The following is an 18,911-nucleotide window of genomic DNA, read 5'->3' as shown; positions in this document are numbered from 1 at the left end:
GTAAACACCGCCCAGCCCCCCAGCCCCCCAGCCCGCGTCAGTGTGGCGCCCCCGCCCCGCCCCTCCACACTGACGGGCCCACGACCCGACGACCCGACGACGCGGCGAGGCCGACCCCCGGACACCACCTCGCCACAGCCCGCCCCAGATCCCCGCCGGTACCGGTCACGCCAGCCAGCACACCCCCGTCCTCCGCACCCCCCGCCACACCACCCCGCGAAAAACCCCTGCTCAGACGCCGGAGCGGGTGCGGAGTAAAGCCGCCGGACGAGTGGTTTCTCCCCACAGAGCACCCGGCGGCGGAGCCACCGCGGCGTCTGATCGCTCACAGCGAACATAGGTGAGGGAACACGAGGAGCCTCATATGCATTGAGTGTGCATAGCTCAACTTGCCTGCCGAAGGGGAGATCATGGCTTCGCTGTCTACACCGCTCACCCTGCCTGTGCTGCCGCTCGACGACGAGGTGGTGCTGCCCGGCATGGTGGTGCCGCTCGATCTGACGGACACGGACGTACGGGCCGCCGTGGAAGCGGCCCAAGCCGCCGCGAGGTCCAGCGGGAGCGGCACCGGAAGCGCGGGAAAGCCGCAGGTGCTGCTCGTGCCGAGGATCGAGGGAACGTACGCGGGGGTGGGCACGCTCGGCACCGTCGAGCAGGTGGGCCGCCTCTCGGACGGCGACCCCGGCGCGCTCATCCGTGGCGTGCACCGGGTGCGCGTCGGCGCCGGGACCACCGGGCCCGGGGCCGCACTGTGGATCGAGGGCACCCCGGTCGAGGAGGCCGGCCCGGACGCCACCGAGATCTCGCCAGGCTCGCAGGCCGAGCTGATGAAGGAGTACAAGGCGCTGGCCACGAGCTGGTTGCGCAAGCGTGGCGCCTGGCAGGTCGTGGACCGGGTGCAGCAGATCGACGACGTCGCGCAGCTCGCCGACAATTCCGGCTACTTCCCGTTCCTCACCGTCGCCCAGCGCCTGGAACTCCTGGAGACCCTCGACCCCGTGGCGCGCCTCAAGCTCGCCATGGGCTGGCTCCGGGAGCACCTGGCCGAGCAGGACGTGGCCGAGTCCATCGCCAAGGACGTACAGGACGGCGTCGACAAGCAGCAGCGCGAGTTCCTGCTGCGCCGCCAGCTGGAGGCCGTACGCAAGGAACTCGCCGAGCTCAACGGCGACAGCGAGGACGAGTCCGGGGACTACCGGACCCGCATCGAGGCCGCTGACCTGCCGGAGAAGGTGCGTGAGGCGGCGCTCAAGGAGGTCGACAAGCTGGAGCGGGCCTCCGACCAGAGCCCCGAGAGTGGCTGGATCAGGACCTGGCTGGACACCGTTCTCGAACTGCCGTGGAACCACCGGACCGAGGACGCGTACGACATCAGGGGCGCCAAGGAGGTGCTGGACGCCGACCACGCCGGGCTGGCGGACGTGAAGGAGCGCATCACCGAGTACCTCGCGGTGCGCAAGCGGCGCGCGGACCGTGGCCTGGGCGTCGTGGGCGGCCGCCGGGGCGGTGCCGTACTCGCGCTCGTCGGTCCTCCCGGCGTCGGCAAGACCTCGCTCGGTGAGTCGGTGGCCCGTGCCATGGGGCGCGAGTTCGTGCGGGTCGCGCTCGGCGGCGTGCGGGACGAGGCCGAGATCCGCGGCCACCGGCGCACCTACGTGGGCGCCCTGCCGGGCCGGATCGTACGGGCCGTCAAGGAGGCCGGTTCGATGAACCCGGTGATCCTGCTGGACGAGATCGACAAGGTCGGCTCCGACTTCCGGGGCGACCCTGCCGCCGCCCTCCTCGAGGTGCTCGACCCGGCGCAGAACCACACCTTCCGGGACCACTACCTGGAGGTCGAACTGGACCTGTCCGACGTGGTGTTCCTGGCCACCGCCAACGTGCTCGAAGCCATCCCCGAGGCGCTGCTCGACCGGATGGACGTGGTGCGGCTGGACGGATACACGGAGGACGAGAAGGTCACCATCGCCCGCGACCACCTGCTGCCGCGCCAGTTGGAGCGGGCGGGCCTCGAACCGGGCGAGGTCACGTTGGAGGACGCGGCGCTGCGCAAGCTGGCGGGCGAGTACACGCGTGAGGCGGGCGTCCGGAACCTGGAGCGGTCCGTGGCACGGCTGCTGCGCAAGGTCGCGGCCCAGCACGCGCTCGGCGAGCGGGAGCTGCCCTTCACCATCGGCCCGGACGAGCTGCGCCCGCTCATCGGTCGGCCGCACCACACCCCCGAGGCCGCCCAGGACCCGGCCGAGCGGCGCACCGCCGTCCCCGGCGTGGTCACCGGACTGGCCGTCACCGGCGCCGGCGGCGACGTGCTCTACGTCGAGGCGTCGCTGGCCGACCCCGAGACGGGTGGCGCGGGGCTCACGTTGACGGGACAGCTCGGCGACGTCATGAAGGAGTCCGCGCAGATCGCGCTCTCCTTCCTGCGCTCGCACGGAGCCGAACTGGAACTGCCGGTCGCGGACCTCAAGGAGCGCGGCGTCCATCTGCACGTCCCCGCCGGGGCGGTGCCCAAGGACGGGCCGAGCGCGGGCATCACGATGACCACCGCCCTCGCCTCGCTGCTCTCGGGCCGCCAGGTGCGCCCGGACGTGGCGATGACCGGCGAGGTGTCGCTGACCGGGCGGGTGCTGCCGATCGGCGGGGTCAAGCAGAAGCTGCTGGCTGCCCACCGCGCGGGGATCACGACCGTGGTCATCCCCAAGCGGAACGAGCCCGACCTGGACGACGTTCCGGCCGAGGTGCTCGACCGACTGGACGTGCACGCCGTGTCGGACGTGCGCCAGGTGTTGGAGCTGGCGCTGAGCCCCGCCACGGACGCGGACCTGGTGGCCGGCGCGGACAGCCGGACGCGGGTTGCCGCGTGAGCTGACCCGGGCCGCGCCCGAACGGCGTTGCCGAGGCCGGCGTTCCCTCTTCACCTGCGGTGGAGCGGGGAGCGCCGGCCTCGGCGCGTCAGCCCCAGGCGTCCGCGGGTCACGGGCCGCGATGAGGCGTCCGCGGGGTCAACGACTCGGGGCGTACGAGGGGGTCATGGGCGCGCGGGCGAGGTCCCTGACCTTCGACAACGCGAGACGCCAGGGAGGTCGAACGGTCACGCGCCCCGGTACGCCGTGTGCGTGTGACAGCCACTCAACTCGAAAGGGGGAACGAGTCGTTGGCTCTCTCGATGACCTTGACAGGCAGACAGGTCTGTCTGTTAATTTTGGAGTGTCAGACAGACCTGTCTGTTCGCTACTGAACTCGCCCGTGCGGCCTCGCCGCACGCACCGGTCGTACGCATCGCCTCCGAACAGGAGACTCCCGTGGCATCCGAGCCCCGCACCCTGGTTGTCCTCGCTCATCCGCAGTTGGCCACCTCGCGCGTCAACACGGCCCTCGTCGATGCCGCCAGGAGCGTCGCCGGCGTCACGGTCCACGACCTGTACGCCACGTACCCCGACGGGCGCATCGACATCGCGCGCGAGCAGGGCCTGCTCCGGGCGCACGACCGGATCGTGCTCCAGTTCCCCTTCTACTGGTACGCGGCGACCCCGTTGCTCAAGCAGTGGCTCGACGAGGTCTTCGTCTACGGGTTCGCCTACGGCACCGATGGCTCCGCCCTGCACGGCAAGACGCTGCGGGTGGCGACCACCGTGGGCGGCCCCAGCGACGCCTACGGGCCCGGGGGAGTGCACCGCTTCTCCGTCCCCGACCTGTTGCGTCCCTTCGACGTCACGGCGGGGGTGGCCGGCATGCGGTACGAGGAGCCGTTCGTCGCCTACGGGACGCGCCGGATGGACGAGTCGGGGCTGACGGCCCAGCGGGACGCCTACCGGGCCCTTCTGCGGGCCAGTGGTACGCCCGAGACCGCGCGCATAGCGCCGGCAGCCGCCGAGGAGTCGAGTCTGGCCGCCTGAGCGCAACGGCGACACCCACGCGGTGTCGTCATCCCCGCCTGGGTCCCGGCACGGCGTCCTCGCCGTGCCGGGTTCTTCCGTGTCGCGGGCCGGTGGGCCACGCTTCTGTGCTCCCCCCGGAACGCCCGAGCGCCCGACGCCCTGAGCTACATCGGCAGCACGAACAGGCTGAGGGGCGTCGCCAGCAGGGTGGCGGCGAGAGCGAACACGGCGAGGCTCCTGGCCGCTGAGTGCGCTGGTGCGGGGGCCCGAAGCCGTGCGGTACGGGCGGCGAGCCCGGTGTCGGCGGCGGCGAATCCGCCCAAGGGTGTGGTGAGTTGGCCGGAGTCACGGGAGAAGCGGGCCAGTGCGTCAGCGAGGTCGTGGCGTGAGCGGGTGCGGCAGCAGGTGTCGTCGGCCAGCATCTCCAGGAGGAGACGTACGGCACCGATCGCCTCGCTCAACGTCGTGCTACGTGGCGTGAGCCGCCGCCACGCCAGGAGCGGCAGCAGGAACAGGTCGTGACGCTGGCGCAGGTGGGCCTGCTCATGCGCGACGACGGCTCGTACGTGTGCGGGCTTCAGCATGCCCAGAGCGCCTGTGCTGATCACGATGGAGCTGTCCCGGCCGGGCAGGCAGTAGGCCGCGGCGGCGGGGTGGTCGAGGATCGCGACGCCGGGCAGTGCGGGGTCGGCGCGGGAGATCAGGCGTAGCAGGTCCCGGTGCTTGCGGCGGGCCCGGGCTGTGGTCGCGCAGGTCATGACCAGGGTGATGAGGCGGGCCGCGACGAAGAGTCCGCCAAGGGTGGCGGCGAGCCGCCCCACGAGATCGGTTCCGGCCGGGTCGGTGACGAGACGCGCGAGGCCGGGCAGGAGACCCTGGTTGGCCGGTGCGAAGAGGGCGGAGAACAGGAGCCCGGTCAGGGAGAGTTCGAGTGTGAGACCGATCGCCTGCCACAGGGCGAGGGCGGTGCGGGGCATGCGCTGCACCCAGTGGGCGCGGGCCAGCGGACGCACGGCCGCGACGCAGCAGACGATCAGGACGGCGAAGTGCAGCAGGTGACTCATGCTCGGTGCCGGCCCTGACCGGCTTCTCCGCTCTGGCCGCCTTCATCCGCGTCGTCCGCGCCGTCCGTGTCGTCCGCGGTGGCGAGCGCCGAACGCAGCGCGTCGGCCTCCGAACCGGACATCGAGTGGGCGAAGTGGACGAGGACGGCTTCTCGGTCGGTGGCCCGCCCCAGCGCGTCGATCATGAGGCTGCTGACGTAGGACTCGCGGCTGGCGGCGGGGGCGTAACGCCAGGAACGGCCCACACGTTCGCGGCGGGCGAGCCCCTTGCGAGTGAGCCGGTCGAGGACGGTGATGACCGTGGTGTGCGCAAGCTTCTCCTCGGTCAGGGTGGCCAGCACCTCCTTGGCCGTGCGGGGCTCCCGGGCTTCCCACAGGGCGTCCATGATGGCGCGTTCCAGTTCGCCCGAGCGGCGCATGTGGTCCCTTCCAGCCTGGCCGCGGCGGTCCCGCCACGTGGCGGGGCGCAGGTCGCGGGTGGTGCGTGACGCCTCATTCTACCCGGCGTAGAACACCTCTCGCGGAGCCTGTTACGGTGCTCCGGCAGATTGTTCTACGCGACGTAGAACAGAGATGGATGGGTCGTGACATGACATGTTGAGCCGCCTCGCCCGCGCCTGCCACCGGCACCGCTGGGCCACCCTCATCACCTGGGTACTGGCCTCCCTGGTCCTGGTCAGTGCCGGCGGCATGGCCAAGCCCGCGTTCGACGCGGAGTACGCCCTGCCGGACACCGATTCCCACAGCGCGTACTCGCTCCTGGAGAAGCACTTCCCCGAACAGGCCACCGGCCGGGGCGAGGTCGTGCTGCACGCCCCCGAGGGTCTGGCCAACCCCCAGACGCGGGCGGACGTGGGCAAGGTGCTTGCGGCGGCCCGGCAGGCGGGCGCCGTGAAGAGCGTCATCCCCCACGACGACACCCGTCGGGGCGGGCGCGTCAACGCCGACGCCACCACCGGAGTCGCGGTGCTGGTCTTCGCCGCGCCACGCACCGAGGTGCCGAAGGCCGACGCCGAGGACATCAAGCAGCGCTTGACGGCGATGAGCACCGACAGGCTCCAGGTGGAACTGTCGGGCTCGATGTTCGCCCCGGTGCCCAGCGCCGGTGTGAGCGAGACCGTGGGCCTGGCCGCCGCCGTCGCGATCCTCTTGCTGCTCTTCGGCTCGCTGGCCCTGGCCGGGCTGCCGATCGTGGTCGCGCTGACCGGCCTCTTCACCAGCATGGGCCTGGTCATGCTGCTCTCGAAGGTCATGACCGTGCCCAACTTCAGCATGTCCGTAGCCGTCATGATCGTTCTGGGTGTGGGCGTGGACTACGCCCTCTTCATCGCCACCCGCTACCGCTCCGCACGCCAGGAGGGGGAGCCTCCCGCTGAGGCCGTGGCCACGGCGGCGGCGACCTCCGGGCGAGCCGTGCTGTTCGCCGGCACCACGGTGATCGTGTCCCTGGGCGGCATGCTGTTCATGGGCATCCCCTTCATCTACGGCCTCGCCGCGAGCTGCGCGCTCGGCGTGCTCGCCACCCTCGCCCTCGGCCTCACCCTCGTGCCGGCGCTGCTCGGCCTGTGCGATCGGTGGCTCACGCGGCCCGGCCGCCTGGAGCGGCGCACGACCCGCGCGATGCGGTCGCCCTCCAGCCTGACCACCCGGCACGCCGGCAAGATCGCCTGCGTCGGAGTCGTCGCCCTGCTCGTGCTGTGTTCCCCCGCCCTGTCGATGCGCCTGGGCGCGGCGGACGCCAAGAACGCCGCCACCTCGGAGACCACGCGCCGTGCCCACGACCTCAAGCGGCAGGCGTTCGGCGCCGGTTCGACCGCCCCGCTGTCGGTCGTCGCCGACCTGCGCGGTACCGACCCCAGCGCCCTGGGCGCCCTGACGGATCGGCTGCGCCGCACCCCCGGAGTGGACCGGGTCGCCCCGCCCGCCGTGAGCCGCGACGGCAAGGCCGCCCTCGTCACCGTCATCCCCGAGACCGCGGCCCAGGACGAGGCCACGCCACGCCTCGTACGCACCCTGCGCACGGACGTGCTCCCGAGATCCACCGCCGGCACGCGACTGCGCCCGCACGTCGGCGGGCTGACGGCCACGTCCGTCGATCTCACCGAGCGCATGGCCGACAAGCTCCTCGTCTTCGTCCTGGCCGTGGTCGTGATCTCGCTGATCCTGCTCGCGGCGATGTTCCGCTCCCTGCTCGTCCCCCTCCAGGCGGTCGCTCTGACGCTGCTCGCGCTCGGAGCCTCGTACGGACTCCTCACGGCCGTCTTCCAGTGGGGTTGGGGCGCCGGTCTGGTCGGCGCGGGAAGCACCGGCCCGCTGGAGAGCTATATGCCGATGACCCTGATGGCGCTGTTGTTCGGCCTGAGCATGGACTACCAGGTGTTCGTCCTCTCCCGCATCCGAGAGGCGTACGACGGCGGACGCGATGCCCGCGAAGCCGTCGCCGAGGGCCTGCGCTCCTCGGGGAGGGTCGTCCTTGCCGCGGCTTTGATCATGGCGGCGGTCTTCGGGGCCTTCACCCTCTCGCCCGACCGCGTCATGAAGCAGTTCGGCCTGGGCCTGGCCACCGCCGTCCTGATCGAGACGTTCCTGGTCCTCGTGGTCACCCCGGTTCTCCTGACCAGACTGGGCGACCGCGCCTGGTCACCCCTCGGCCGGCGCATACGCCACGCGCCCGACGCGACGGCCCGCCGCCCCGGCGCCGTCCGCTGACGAGCCCGCCGACACCCGCCCGCGCTGCCCGGTCGAGGTCATCGCGGTGGGGCGAAGAGCTGGCCGAGAAGGGTCCTCACGCCATGGCGGGGTCCGGGCAGGCCACGGAGATGAGGGTGCGGGCCGCCGCGCGCGCGGCCTCCGTGAACTCCGGCGTCGGCTCCAGGGCCGCGGCCGACATGACGCCGTCTATCAACACGCTGAGCTGCTGGGCCAACAGGACCGGGTCGTCGGCGCCGGCGGCGACGGTGAGCTCCCTCAGCCAGGCGCGCACGGCTTGCTTGTGTTCGACGCTGGTGGCGTGCGGGGCGGTGCCGGGCTCCGTCTCGCTCGCGGTGTTGATGAAGGCGCAGCCACGGAAGCCGTCGCAGATGGTCGCGGTGCGCAGCGCGTCGAACAGCCCGAGCATCTGCTCGCGGGGGTCGGAACCGGCGTTGGTCGCGGCCTCCCGCAGGGCACCGCGCCAGAGCCCGTCGGCGCCGTGGAGGTACGCGATGACGAGATCGTCCTTGGAGCGGAAGTGAGAGTAGAGAGTCGCCTTGGCGACGCCGGATTCGGCGATGATGCGGTCCACGCCGACGCCACGCACGCCGTGGGCGTTGAACAACTCCGTCGCGGTATCCAGAATCCGACTCCGAGCGGGAGACCGCTTGTCAGCCATGCGTCACGCTCCAAGAGGTGGGTGCCTGGTTCGGGCGCCGGCTCGGTGCCGCGTCAGGTGCGCGCCCGGAGCCTACGCCAACGCTCTTCAGGATACAGACAGACCTGTCCGTATGGCTGTAGTGGAGCCCACTGACATGGGGTCAGAGAGAGCGCGGGGAGCCGAGGGAGTCGAGGCGGGGGCGCGGAGGCGGTGCGGCCCCTCTCGCGGAGGGCGAGAGGGGCCGCACGGTGCCGGGACCGCGGCTCACTCACGAACACCGGGCGAGGCGTTCGAAAGTGATCTCACGTAATCACGGAAGAACGCTGCGACGGGGGTCGCATAACAGCGTTCCGAATATGCCGCCGGTATGTCGGCGAGATCGGTCAGCCGTTGGCAAGCGCCTTGAGGCGGTCGTAGGCGCCGTTGAAGCGATTGTGGTCGCCGACGATCGGCCCCGATGAGGTGTACTGCCACATGGTGTGGAAGCCCCATCCGGCGGGAAGTTCGCCCACCGACGAGCCATAACGCGGAACCCACAGGGGATTGGTGTTGCCGAAGCCCGCGTAATTGCCCGTGCAGGTCTTCCACCAACTGGTGGACGTGTAGATGACGGCGTCGCGACCAGTGCGTGCCTTGTAGGTGTTGAAGAAGTCCCGCACCCAGTTGACCATCGCGCTCTGACTCAGCCCGTAACACGTGGCGCCATACGGGTTGTATTCCAGGTCGAGGGCGCCCGGAAGCGTCTTGCCGTCGCGCGACCAGCCCCCGCCATTGCTGGCGAAGTAGTTCGCCTGCTGGGCACCGCTGGAGACGTTGGGCAGCGCGAAGTGGTAGGCACCACGGATCATGCCAACGTTGTAGGAGCCGTTGTACTGCTGGGCGAAGTCCGGGTTCTCGTACGTCATGCCCTCGGTGGCCTTGACGTACGTCCAGCGCACTCCGCTGTTCCACAGCGAGGACCAGTTGACGCTGCCCTGATGGCTACTGACGTCGACGCCCTCGACGGAGGCGGCGCGCGAGGAGGGGGGCTGATTGTCGGGGTTGCCACCCTCCCGCTCCAGGATGGTGGAGCCCATCCAGTCCTTCTCCGGGTGGGGAATGGGCTGGTCGTCAGCGGAAGCCGCACCGGGCAGCGTGAACGCCAACGTCATGGCGAGGAACGTTGCGAGAAACCCGACCACTGCGGTGAGGGAGCGGCGGGGGGAACCGGGTCTGTGCGTGGGCATGGGTATGCCTCCGATGGCCTCGGTGGGGGATACGCGACATGGCTTTGTAATGACCATGTCATGCTCCCACTCTACGGGCGTAGATGGGGGAATGGGAAGAGGTCCCGGGTGGAGTCGCGGTGTATTCCTGCAAAATACTGGCGGAGCTGCGACAACGCGTCGCGGCGCGACGAGACTTTCACGTGCTGAAAAGCCGGAGAGGCGCTGACGTGCACAACACCGGGGTCGGGGGAGCTGGCGACGGCGAGGGTCGAGCGGGGGTCGACGGCGCCTTTCTGGCTCTTGAGCGTGAGTTGTCGGTCTTTCTCCGGCGGGCTCGCGCGAACCTGGGCGAGCTGGCGCGGGAGGTGCATCCCGACCTGGAGCCCGCCGCGTACGGACTGTTGGCCCGGCTGGGTGAGGCGGGGCAGATGCGGGCCACGGACCTGGCCGCGTACTTCGGCGTCGGCAAGGCGACCATGAGCCGCCAACTGCGCGCGCTGGAGCGGCTCGGTCTCATCGGCCGGGCCCCCGACCCGGACGACGGGCGGGCGTGGTTGGTCCATCTGACGGAGGAGGGGAGGGCCAGGTTCACCCGGGTGCGCGGCGGCCTGCGCGCCCGCTACGCCCAGCGCCTGGAGGGCTGGGACCGCGCGGAGGTGGCCGAGCTGGCCCGGCTGCTGCACCGCCTCAACGCCGGCCACGAGACGGAGCCGGCCGCGCCGGGGCTGGAGTCGCCCACGGAGTCGGGCCACGAGTCCACCACGTCCGAGCGGTAGGCGAGGGCCGCTCGGCGGGGCACGCGCGGCGTGCGGCCGGGCCGGCGCGCGCCGTTCACCGTCGACCCCCGCCGCTCCCGTCGCCACGGGGCCCCGGCCACTCCGCGTCGGAGCCCGGCCCCCGGGCCCGCCCTCACGGGCCGACGGTCTCCGCCCGCCCTCACGGGCCGACGGCCTCCACGTCGCCTCCGAGTTCGCCCGGTGGGGCCCAGCGGGGGACCGTGGGGCGCCCGGTCACAGCTCGGCGTAGATCGCCGTCGCGTCGTCGTGGTGCTTGCCGCGGGGGAAGGTGACGCCGTCCGGGTCGGCGTCCTCCGCGGCCCGTACCCGGTCGAGCAGGGCCTGCGTGCCCTCCTTGCGGAGCAGGGCGAAGCTCTCCGTCCAGTCGCCCTCGCGGAAGATCTCGACCCAGCGCGTGGCCCCGTCGCTGAGCGCCGCGAGGGCCCGGACCTCGGCGCGCGGGGTGGTGCCGGTGACGGCCCGGCGGGCGACGTCGGGGTCGGCGGCGGCGGTGAAGAAGCCCCCCTCGGCGTTGCGCAGGGCCTCCACGGCCCGCCCGTACTCGGCGCCCGCCGCGCGACGCTCGGCCGAGCCGCGCGGGAGCGCCCGGGCGGCGGCGCCGAGGGCGCGCACGCGGTGCGGCAGCTCGTCGAGCCGGGAGTCGAGCACCGGCGTCACCATGCCGTCGGGCGCCTCGATCAGCAGGGAGGAGTCGGAGAGCACCAGATGCTCCACGCGGTCGGCGTCCCAGCGGACGACGACCACGGTTGCCTGGGGCGTACGAACATGAGAAAGGTCACACGTGCCGCGATGGGCGTCGGCGGTACGGGTAATCGCCGCCGCCAGGCAGTCGGCGAGGGGCATATCCCGCCGCGAACCGGACAGTTCGAGCAGGGCGCCGCCGAGTCGGGCGGTGAACCAGGGGACCGAGTGGCTGCACCCGTACGGGTACGGCGGTGGTGTGACGCCGTCGAGGAGCACCAGCGCTCCACCCTGCCCGGACGCTGGGAGAGCTATGGACGCGTAGTCCTCGTTGGGGCGTTGGGGATCCCCGGGAACGGTGGCCAGGTCGAGACGCATGGCGCAAGTCTGCCGGACCGTCACCCGCTCCTACCGAGAGGCGAAAGCGGTTCGGATATTGGCCCATACCAAGGGCCTCCCGCGGGTTTCGGTGAGGTTAATTCGCGCGGAACCGGCCCCCGAAGGGCTGCGGGCGGGCATCCTGTCAGGACACCGTGGTGTTTTCCACTTGGTCGAGTCAGCGCGCGTGTGCGGACCGTGGTGCAAGTTGATGGCCAACTTCCGATTGATGTTCACTCGTTCGAGTGGCCGGGCTGTCGATGCGTGCCCGCCGCACGGCGGTACTGGAAAGGTCGGTTTCCGTACCAGGAGTGGGTACGAGCGTGAGGTCACACGGTCGAGCGCACGGTCCCAGAGCAACTGCGGAGCTGTCGTCACCTCCTGGAACCACGGCGGGTCGGGCGAGAGAAGAATGTGGGCACCGGTGCGGAAGAGACGGCTTCGGGGCAGCAAGGGCAGTCCAGGCGAGCGCAATCCTGTGCCGGAGCATCGGGCACGGGTGCGTAACCGACTCGTCGTGTCCGTGACCGTGGTCGCCGCCGCGGTGATCGCGGCCGGAGCCCCCGTCCTCGTCACGGCGACCCATGACGTCCAGGACGCCCAGCGCCGCGTCGATCGCGCCGAGGCCGCCGTGGCGGCCGTCTCCCTCGCCCACTCACTGGCCGACGAACGCGACGCGATGACGGAGCACGTGGCGACCGGGCGCTCCGCCGCCCTCGGCGGGGGCGCGACGAAGGCCGTGCGCGCCCGGGTGGACCGGCAGATCGGGGAGCTGCGCGACAGCGCGAACGACGCCTCCGTGACCTTCGCCGACGCCACCAAGCGGCTCGGCGGGCTGCCGAAGGTCCGGCAGCGGGCGCTGTCGGGGCCCGGTTCGGCCGTCGAGACCTTCGACGCGTACACCGGCGCGGTGCGGGCCCTGCACCGCGCCGCCGGCGTGGCCGAACCCAGCTCCCTCGGCCCGCTCGGCCGCGCCGTGGAACAGGCGTCCGGCAGTCGGGCGCTGTTGCTCGGGGCCCTGGCCTCCGGCGGGCGCCAACCGGACCTCACCGCCGCGGCGCAGCGCACCCGACTGCGCGAGGAGGCGGCGCTCGCCGACTTCGCCCAGCTCGCGCCGAGACCCGCCCGCGAGCGCGCGGAGCGCGCCGCCACCGGCCACGACGTCGCCGCGGCCGCGCGCTATCTCGCCCAGCTCACCGACGCCCCCCGCCTGTCCCCCGCCGACCTCGCGCTCGACCGGGAGCGGGTCGACGCCGCGCTCACCGCCCGTATCGACCGGCTGCGTGGCGTCGAGACCGCGCTGGCCGCTGACGGGCTGACGCGCGCGGAGCGCACGCGCGACGACGAGATCACCGCGTTGGAGCTGCGGGCCGCGTTGCTGCTCGGGTGTCTGCTGCTCGCGATCGCCGTGAGCGTGCGCACGACCCGTTCGGTGACGCGTCCGCTCGTCGCGCTGCGCGCCGGAGCCCGGCGGCTGGTCGAGGACCCGACCGGCGCGGAACCGGTGGCCCTCAGGCGTCGGGACGCGGCCCGTGGGGACGAGTTCGCCGGGCTCGCACAGTCCGTCAACCAGCTCCACGAGAACCTGGGCAGCCAACGCGCCCGGGTCGCCAAGCTCGCCGCCGAGCGCGGGCACCTGATCGAGGAGCGCCAGCACCTCGCGGCGCAGATCGCCGAGATCCGGCAGGAGTGCGAGGAACTGCGCCGGCTCAAGGACGAGGTGCAGGCCCGGCTCGACGGCCTCCGCGAGCGGGTGCACAGCAGCTTCGTCAACCTGGCCCTGCGCACCCTGGGCCTGGTGGAGCGGCAGTTGACCGTCATCGAGACGATGGAGGAGAGCGAGCAGGACCCGGAGCGGCTCGACACCCTCTTCACGCTCGACCACCTCGCCACCGGGATACGCCGGTACAGCGAGAACCTGCTCGTCATCGCGGGTTCCGAGCGCCAGTCCAACCACCCGGGGCCGGTGCCGCTCCTTGACGTGCTGCGCGCCGCGATCAGCGAGGTGGAGCGGTACCAGCGCATCCGTATCCAGGCGCTGCCGCCGCAGGCGCAGGTCGCCGGGTTCGCGGCCGACAGCATCAGCCACCTGATCGCGGAGCTGCTGGAGAACGCCACCGTGTTCTCCCCGCCCGGCACCGAGGTGCACGTCTCCGGCTGGCTGATGGAGAGCGGCGAGGTGATGCTCTCCGTGCAGGACGAGGGCATCAGCATGACGCCGGAGCGCTTCGACGAGCTGAACGCCCGGCTCGCCGACCCCGTCCCGGACTACTGCCAGGGCCCGCAGCCGGAGGACCCGTTGGGGCTCGGGCTGTACGTGGTCACCCGGCTCGCGGCCCGGCACGGGGTGCGGGTGCAGTTGCGCGAGCAGAAGCAGGGCGGGGTCACCGCGGTCGTCGTGCTGCCGCGGCAGATCCTCCCGCAGCCGCTGCCAGCGGCGGGAAGCGTGCGCTCGGTGGCCCTGCGCACGGGCCCCACCGGCACCGCCGGCGACGCGCCGGCGCAGCTCGGCGAGGCGACACCGAACGCCGCGCCCGTGCCGAACGCCGCGCCCGTGCCGAACGCCGCGCCCGTGCCGGCGAGTCAGGCGCCCGGGTCCGAGGCCGCCGTCCTGGAGCAGCCCGACGCGTACGATCCGGCCGCCTCACGCACGGCCCACGACGCGGTCTCGCACGACTCCGTCGCGTACGAGCCCACCGCGTACGAGCCCACCGCGTACGGTTCGGCCGCGCACGGTTCGGCGGCGCACGACGGCGGGGCGCGCGCCGCCGGCGGCGACCCGGGCGCCGAGCACGCGCCCCCCGCCGCGCACGCGGCTCCCGCTGCCCATGCCGCCCCCGCCGCCCCCGGGGACGAGGACGCCGTGCCCCGGGGGGCGACCTTCTCGGGCGCCGGGACCGCCACGCGCGTGTCCGGCGTCGCCTCCGCGCCCGGCCCCGCGCCCCGTGGCGATGACCTGTCGGCGGCGGACCAGCCGACGGGGCGGCGGCGGGCGCGGCACACGCACTCCGAGCCGATCGCCCCGCTCGGTGGCCGCGAACACCCCGAGCAGTACCGGCCCGGCGAGGCCCGGCCCATGCCGTGGACGGGCGAGCCGTGGGGTCCCGGCCCCGACGAGGCGGAGCCGCTGAACGGTGGGCCGCTGGTGCCGGGTCCGCGCGAGGGTCAGCCGGCAACCCCCGGCCCGCGCTCTGACGGGGCGCCCGCCGGCGGTCGCGGCGACGCCGAACCGTCCGACCCGTGGCCGGACGCGCCGCTGCGGGCCAGGGCGCGTGGCGCCGCGGACGGTCCCGCTCCGGCCGACGCGGGGGCCGGGTCCTCGACAGGCGCGGGCGCCGCGTCGCGGACCGGGGCCCACGCCGCGCCCGCGGTGCGGCGTGACCCGCTGGTGGCCGCGGCCGAGCGGGCCATCGAACGCTCGGCGCGCCAGGAACCGGACGCCGGGCCCGATGCCCCGCCGGAGCCCGCGCGGACCCTGTGGACCCCGCCCGTCCCGCGCCCGGCGGACCCGCGTCCGGCGAGCCCGGACGCGCGCGGCCCGCTCGACACCACGGAGCCCCGAGACGGCGCCCCTGCGCCGGACGAGGCGTACGCCGACGCCGCGCGCGCCGACGGGCCCCGCACCGACAAGGGGCTCCCCAAGCGGACTCCGCGGGTGGTGGCGCCGCGCAAGCCCCTGGCGGGCGAGCGGCGCACGGTCGACGCGGAGGCGTTGCGGCGGCGGCTCGGCGGGTTCCAGCAGGGCGCGCGGGAGGGCCGCCGGGACGCCGAGGCGGAGATCGCGGAGCGCGTGGCCGCGCAGCGCGGCCCCGCGCCGTGGGACCAGCGGGGCGACCAGCCGCGACCCGACCGGGCGCAGGAACCGCCTCTCGCCCCGCGCCCCGGGGGACCGCCGGCGCTCGACCAGCCGGCCCACGCCTCCACTCCGCACACCCCCGCGCCCCACACCCCCGCACCGGGACCCGGCAGCCACGCCCCCGCGCCGGGGCACGAAAGCGGACCGGGGCAGAGCCGGCGCGCGCAGCCGGGCGAGGGCCAGGGCCAGGTCGAGGGCCGGGGCCAGGGGCAGTCCGACCAACCCACGTACGACCAGGAGCAGCATCATCAATCGCCGTACGACCAGGAGCGGCTTGACCAGCCGCCGACCGGTCGGCAGCCAGAGGATCGACAGCCGCGACAGCGGCACGCGCGACAAGGGCACACGCAACACCAAGCGGGGGCGCTGGACGAGGGTGAAACTGTCGAGGAGGCACGCAGTTGACCGCAATGTTCCGGGGGGCGCCCCCCGAGACGCCGACCGAGGCTCCGGCCAGGCCGCACGCGTACGGGCTGAGCAACGAGGCCCGCAACCTGCACTGGTTGCTGACCAATCTGGTGGAGGAGGTGCCCGGGGTCATGTCGGTGGCCGTGGTCTCCTCCGACGGCCTGTTGTTGCTCTCCTCCGATCCGGAGGAGACCGCGGCGGCGGCCAGGCCGGCCAAGCCGGCGCTGGGGCAGGACGGGCCGAAGGGTTCGAGCGCCGACCTGGCCACCATCGTCTCGGGGCTCGGCAGCCTCACGCTGGGCGCGGCGCAGCTCATGGACGGTGGGAGCGTCAAGCAGACGATGGTCGCGATGGAACAGGGCAGCCTGTTCGTGATGTCGATCAGCGACGGCTCGCTGCTGGGCGTGCACGCGACGCCCGACTGCGACATGACCGTGGTGGCCTACCACATGGCCCTGTTCGTCGGCCGGGCCGGCCACGTGCTCACGCCGGAACTGCGCAGCGAGCTGCGCAAGTCGGTGGAGTCGGCGCGATGAGCGCGACCTCCCAGTTGCCGAGACGGCGACCGTCGCGCGTGCGCCCGTACAGCCTGACGGGCGGTCGGACGCGGTGTGGGCACGTGTTGCTGGTCGAGACGTTCGTGGCCGCGTTGGAGGCGCCCGAGGAGCGGCGGGAGCTGACCTCCGGCGGCCTGAACAGCCGGGTGTTGCCGGAGATCAGGGCCATCGTCGCGCTGTGTCGCCGGATGCGTTCGGTGGCGGAGGTGGCCGCGCTCCTGAAGATGCCGCTCGGCGTCGTGCGGGTGTTGCTCAGCGACCTCGCCGACCAGGGAAAGATTCGCGTCTACGGCGCCGGGCGGGAGCCTGGGCAGCCGGACCGCGCGCTGCTGGAAAGGGTGCTCGGTGGACTCCGCAGGCTCTGAAACGGTGACGGCGATACCCGCCGTCGCGGACCCGCCGTCGGACCGGGCCCCGACGAGCGACCCCGCCGCCGACCTGCCCGCCACCGCGGCCGGCCCCGGCCCCGTCGTCGGCGGCGTGGCGCCGGTGGGCGCGCGGGCCCTGGTCGGTCCCGACGACGGCACGCAGGAGAGCATCGACGGCAGCATCGACATCGTGGGGCACGCCGGCGCACCCGCCGGCGTGGTCGGCCTCGACGAGCGCGCGGCGGCCGACGAGGTGGCGAGGCTGCTCGCCGCCGAGGAGGGCCTGCAGGGGTGGCAGTTCGACCGCACCCGCGCGCCCACCGCGACGAAGATCGTGGTGGCCGGCGGGTTCGGCGTGGGCAAGACGACGTTCGTCGGCTCGGTCTCGGAGATCACCCCGCTCCAGACCGAGGCGCTGATGACGCAGGCCAGCGTGGACGTGGACGACATCGAGGCCACTCCGCACAAGACCACGACCACCGTCGCGATGGACTTCGGGCGCCTCACCCTCGCGTCCGACCTGGTGCTCTACCTGTTCGGAACGCCGGGCCAGCAGCGGTTCTGGTTCATGTGGGACGACCTGGTGCGGGGCGCGATCGGCGCGATCGTCCTGGTCGACACCCGCCGCCTGGAGGACTCCTGGCCCGCCCTGGACTACTTCGAGAGCGGCGGGCTGCCCTACGTCGTGGCCGTCAACCACTTCGAGGGGACCGAGGAGTACACCGCCGACGACGTGCGCGACGCGCTGTCCGTGCCGCCGCACGTGCCCATCGTGATCATGGACGCGCGGCGGCGGGACACGGTGGTGGAGACGCTGCTCGCGCTGGTCGGCTACGCGCTGGACCGCACGCCGGAGTGACGTGGCCTCGCGCGAGCGGGCCCGGCCGACCCGGCCCCGCCGCCTCCCGCGCCCTGTGCCGTCGCGTGGGAACCCCTCCCTTTTGTTGTTGTACGTGTCGTCGACTCGGCGATCCGCGCTCGCCCGCCCGTCGGCTCACGCCGGGAGCGGGGCGGGCGGCGGGGCGCCGGGGCGCGCTGTGTGAGAGAGAGCTGTCATGCGGAAGATCCTCATCGTCGGTGCCGGCCAGTCCGGCCTGCAACTCGCCCTCGGCCTGCAGTCCCACGGGTACGAGGTCACCCTGATGTCCAACCGCACGGCCGACGAGATACGCACCGGGCGCGTGATGTCCACGCAGTGCATGTTCCACACGGCCCTGCAGCACGAGCGCGATCTGCGGCTGAACTTCTGGGAGGACCAGGCGCCGCGCATCGAGGGGCTCGGGGTGTCCGTCGCGGGGCCGCCCGACGAGGCGACCGGCTCCTCCACCCGGCTGATCGACTGGGTCGGCAGGCTGGACGGCATCGCCCAGTCCGTGGACCAGCGGGTGAAGATGGCCGGCTGGATGGAGACGTTCGCGGAGCGCGGCGGCCAGCTCGTGGTGCACGGCGCGGCCGTGTCGGACCTCGACTACTTCTCCCGCGCCTACGACCTGGTGATGGTCGCCGCGGGCAAGGGCGAGCTGGTCTCGATGTTCGGCCGGGACGCCAGTCGCTCGCCGTACGAGACCCCGCAGCGGGCGCTGTCCGTCGCGTACGTGCACGGGATGGGCCCGCGCCCCGAGCACCCCGAGTTCGACGCGGTGCGCTGCAACGTGGTGCCCGGCGTCGGCGAACTGTTCGTGATGCCGACGCTGACGCTCTCCGGCCGCGCCGACATCCTCTTCTGGGAGGGCATCCCCGGCGGTCCGCTCGACGCCTTCCAGGGGATCAAGGACCCGAACGAGCACCTGGCCCTGACGCTGGAGCTGCTGAAGAGGTTCACGCCGTGGGAGTACGCGCGCTCCACCGCCGTCGAGCTGACGGACGCGCGCGGCACGCTCGCCGGCCGGTACGCGCCGACCGTCCGGCAGCCGGTGGGGCACCTGCCGTCGGGCGGCGTGGTGCTCGGCGTCGCCGACGTCGTGGTCGCCAACGACCCGATCACCGGCCAGGGCTCCAACTCCGCGAGCAAGTGCGCCGCCTCCTACCTCGCCTCCATCCTGGAGCGCGGCGACGAGCCGTTCGACGCCGCGTGGATGCGGGCGACGTTCGACCGGTACTGGCAGACGGCGCAGTACGTCACCAAGTGGACCAACGCGATGCTGGCCCCGCCGCCGGAGCACGTGCTGAACCTGTTCGGCGCGGCGGGCGGCCTCCAGCCGGTCGCCGACCGCTTCGCGAACGGCTTCAACGACCCCGCGGACTTCGAGCACTACTTCTACGACCCGGACCTGGCCGCCGCCTACCTCGCGCGGGTCGGCGAGGCGGCGCCCGAGGTGCCGGCGTAGCGGGCGGACCGCGCCCGGCCCCGGCGCCTCGCGCGGG

The 18,911-nt window shown here is 72.9% G+C and carries 14 protein-coding genes; 9 read left to right on the top strand and 5 right to left on the bottom strand.

The annotated features are described in order from the left end of the window. The first annotated feature begins 410 nt into the window (after nt 1–410). Together lon and H7H31_RS09845 are read left to right on the top strand one after the other, a co-directional pair. Entirely contained in the window at nt 411–2,864 is a 2,454-nt protein-coding gene (lon, locus tag H7H31_RS09850) for an endopeptidase La (protein ID WP_187063339.1), read from the top strand. 438 nt (nt 2,865–3,302) lie between these two features. Further along, a complete protein-coding gene (locus H7H31_RS09845; RefSeq protein ID WP_187063338.1) occupies nt 3,303–3,896 on the top strand; it encodes an NAD(P)H-dependent oxidoreductase in 594 nt (197 codons plus the stop codon). Nucleotides 3,897–4,042: 146 nt separating this feature from the next. Here the strand turns inward: H7H31_RS09845 and H7H31_RS09840 are convergent, their stop codons facing one another. Both H7H31_RS09840 and H7H31_RS09835 read right to left on the bottom strand, forming a co-directional pair. Next, nucleotides 4,043–4,942: a M56 family metallopeptidase gene (locus H7H31_RS09840; protein WP_187063337.1), complete on the bottom strand. Its 900-nt coding sequence runs from the start codon at nt 4,940–4,942 to the stop codon at nt 4,043–4,045. After that, nucleotides 4,939–5,361, bottom strand: a complete 423-nt coding sequence (locus H7H31_RS09835; protein ID WP_187063336.1) for a BlaI/MecI/CopY family transcriptional regulator — start codon at nt 5,359–5,361, stop codon at nt 4,939–4,941. Before H7H31_RS09835 ends, H7H31_RS09840 begins: the two co-directional genes overlap by 4 nt. 175 nt (nt 5,362–5,536) lie before the next feature. Here H7H31_RS09835 and H7H31_RS09830 point away from each other — a divergent pair, with 175 nt between their 5' ends. Further along, nucleotides 5,537–7,651, top strand: a complete 2,115-nt coding sequence (locus H7H31_RS09830) for an MMPL family transporter (protein ID WP_187063335.1) — start codon at nt 5,537–5,539, stop codon at nt 7,649–7,651. A gap of 76 nt (nt 7,652–7,727) precedes the next feature. Here the strand turns inward: H7H31_RS09830 and H7H31_RS09825 are convergent, their stop codons facing one another. Beyond that, nucleotides 7,728–8,312 carry a TetR/AcrR family transcriptional regulator gene (locus H7H31_RS09825; protein WP_187063334.1) on the bottom strand — a complete coding sequence of 195 codons (585 nt, stop codon included), beginning with the start codon at nt 8,310–8,312 and terminating at the stop codon, nt 7,728–7,730. Between the two features lie 365 nt (nt 8,313–8,677). Continuing rightward, a complete protein-coding gene (locus H7H31_RS09820; RefSeq protein ID WP_187063333.1) occupies nt 8,678–9,520 on the bottom strand; it encodes a lysozyme in 843 nt (280 codons plus the stop codon). Between the two features lie 209 nt (nt 9,521–9,729). Between H7H31_RS09820 and H7H31_RS09815 the strand changes: the two genes are divergently transcribed. Further along, a complete protein-coding gene (locus tag H7H31_RS09815) occupies nt 9,730–10,278 on the top strand; it encodes a MarR family winged helix-turn-helix transcriptional regulator (RefSeq protein ID WP_187063332.1) in 549 nt (182 codons plus the stop codon). Between the two features lie 234 nt (nt 10,279–10,512). On the opposite strand, the gene H7H31_RS09810 is transcribed toward H7H31_RS09815, so the two are convergent. Continuing rightward, complete coding sequence (locus H7H31_RS09810) at nt 10,513–11,358, bottom strand: hypothetical protein (RefSeq protein WP_187063331.1); 846 nt, start codon at nt 11,356–11,358, stop codon at nt 10,513–10,515. A gap of 517 nt (nt 11,359–11,875) precedes the next feature. Between H7H31_RS09810 and H7H31_RS09805 the strand changes: the two genes are divergently transcribed. The 5 genes from H7H31_RS09805 (at nt 11,876) to H7H31_RS09785 (ending at nt 18,874) form a co-directional block, all read left to right on the top strand. Then, nucleotides 11,876–15,619, top strand: a complete 3,744-nt coding sequence (locus tag H7H31_RS09805; RefSeq protein ID WP_187063330.1) for a sensor histidine kinase — start codon at nt 11,876–11,878, stop codon at nt 15,617–15,619. 5 nt (nt 15,620–15,624) lie between these two features. Then, on the top strand, nt 15,625–16,158 hold the full coding sequence (locus H7H31_RS09800) for a roadblock/LC7 domain-containing protein (RefSeq protein ID WP_187063341.1): 534 nt from the start codon (nt 15,625–15,627) through the stop codon (nt 16,156–16,158). Further along, the gene (locus H7H31_RS09795) at nt 16,155–16,544 is read left to right on the top strand and encodes a DUF742 domain-containing protein (protein WP_176164060.1); all 390 of its coding nucleotides are present in this window, start codon (nt 16,155–16,157) and stop codon (nt 16,542–16,544) included. Before H7H31_RS09800 ends, H7H31_RS09795 begins: the two co-directional genes overlap by 4 nt. 256 nt (nt 16,545–16,800) lie before the next feature. After that, nucleotides 16,801–17,406, top strand: a complete 606-nt coding sequence (locus tag H7H31_RS09790) for a GTP-binding protein (protein WP_372454568.1) — start codon at nt 16,801–16,803, stop codon at nt 17,404–17,406. 196 nt (nt 17,407–17,602) lie between these two features. Beyond that, complete coding sequence (locus H7H31_RS09785; RefSeq protein WP_176164061.1) at nt 17,603–18,874, top strand: styrene monooxygenase/indole monooxygenase family protein; 1,272 nt, start codon at nt 17,603–17,605, stop codon at nt 18,872–18,874. The last annotated feature ends 37 nt before the right edge of the window (nt 18,875–18,911 follow it).

Origin of the sequence: Streptomyces buecherae (assembly GCF_014295035.1) — a bacterium.
GTDB lineage: Bacteria > Actinomycetota > Actinomycetes > Streptomycetales > Streptomycetaceae > Streptomyces > Streptomyces youssoufiensis.
This window is presented reverse-complemented; position numbering and strand designations above follow the sequence as displayed.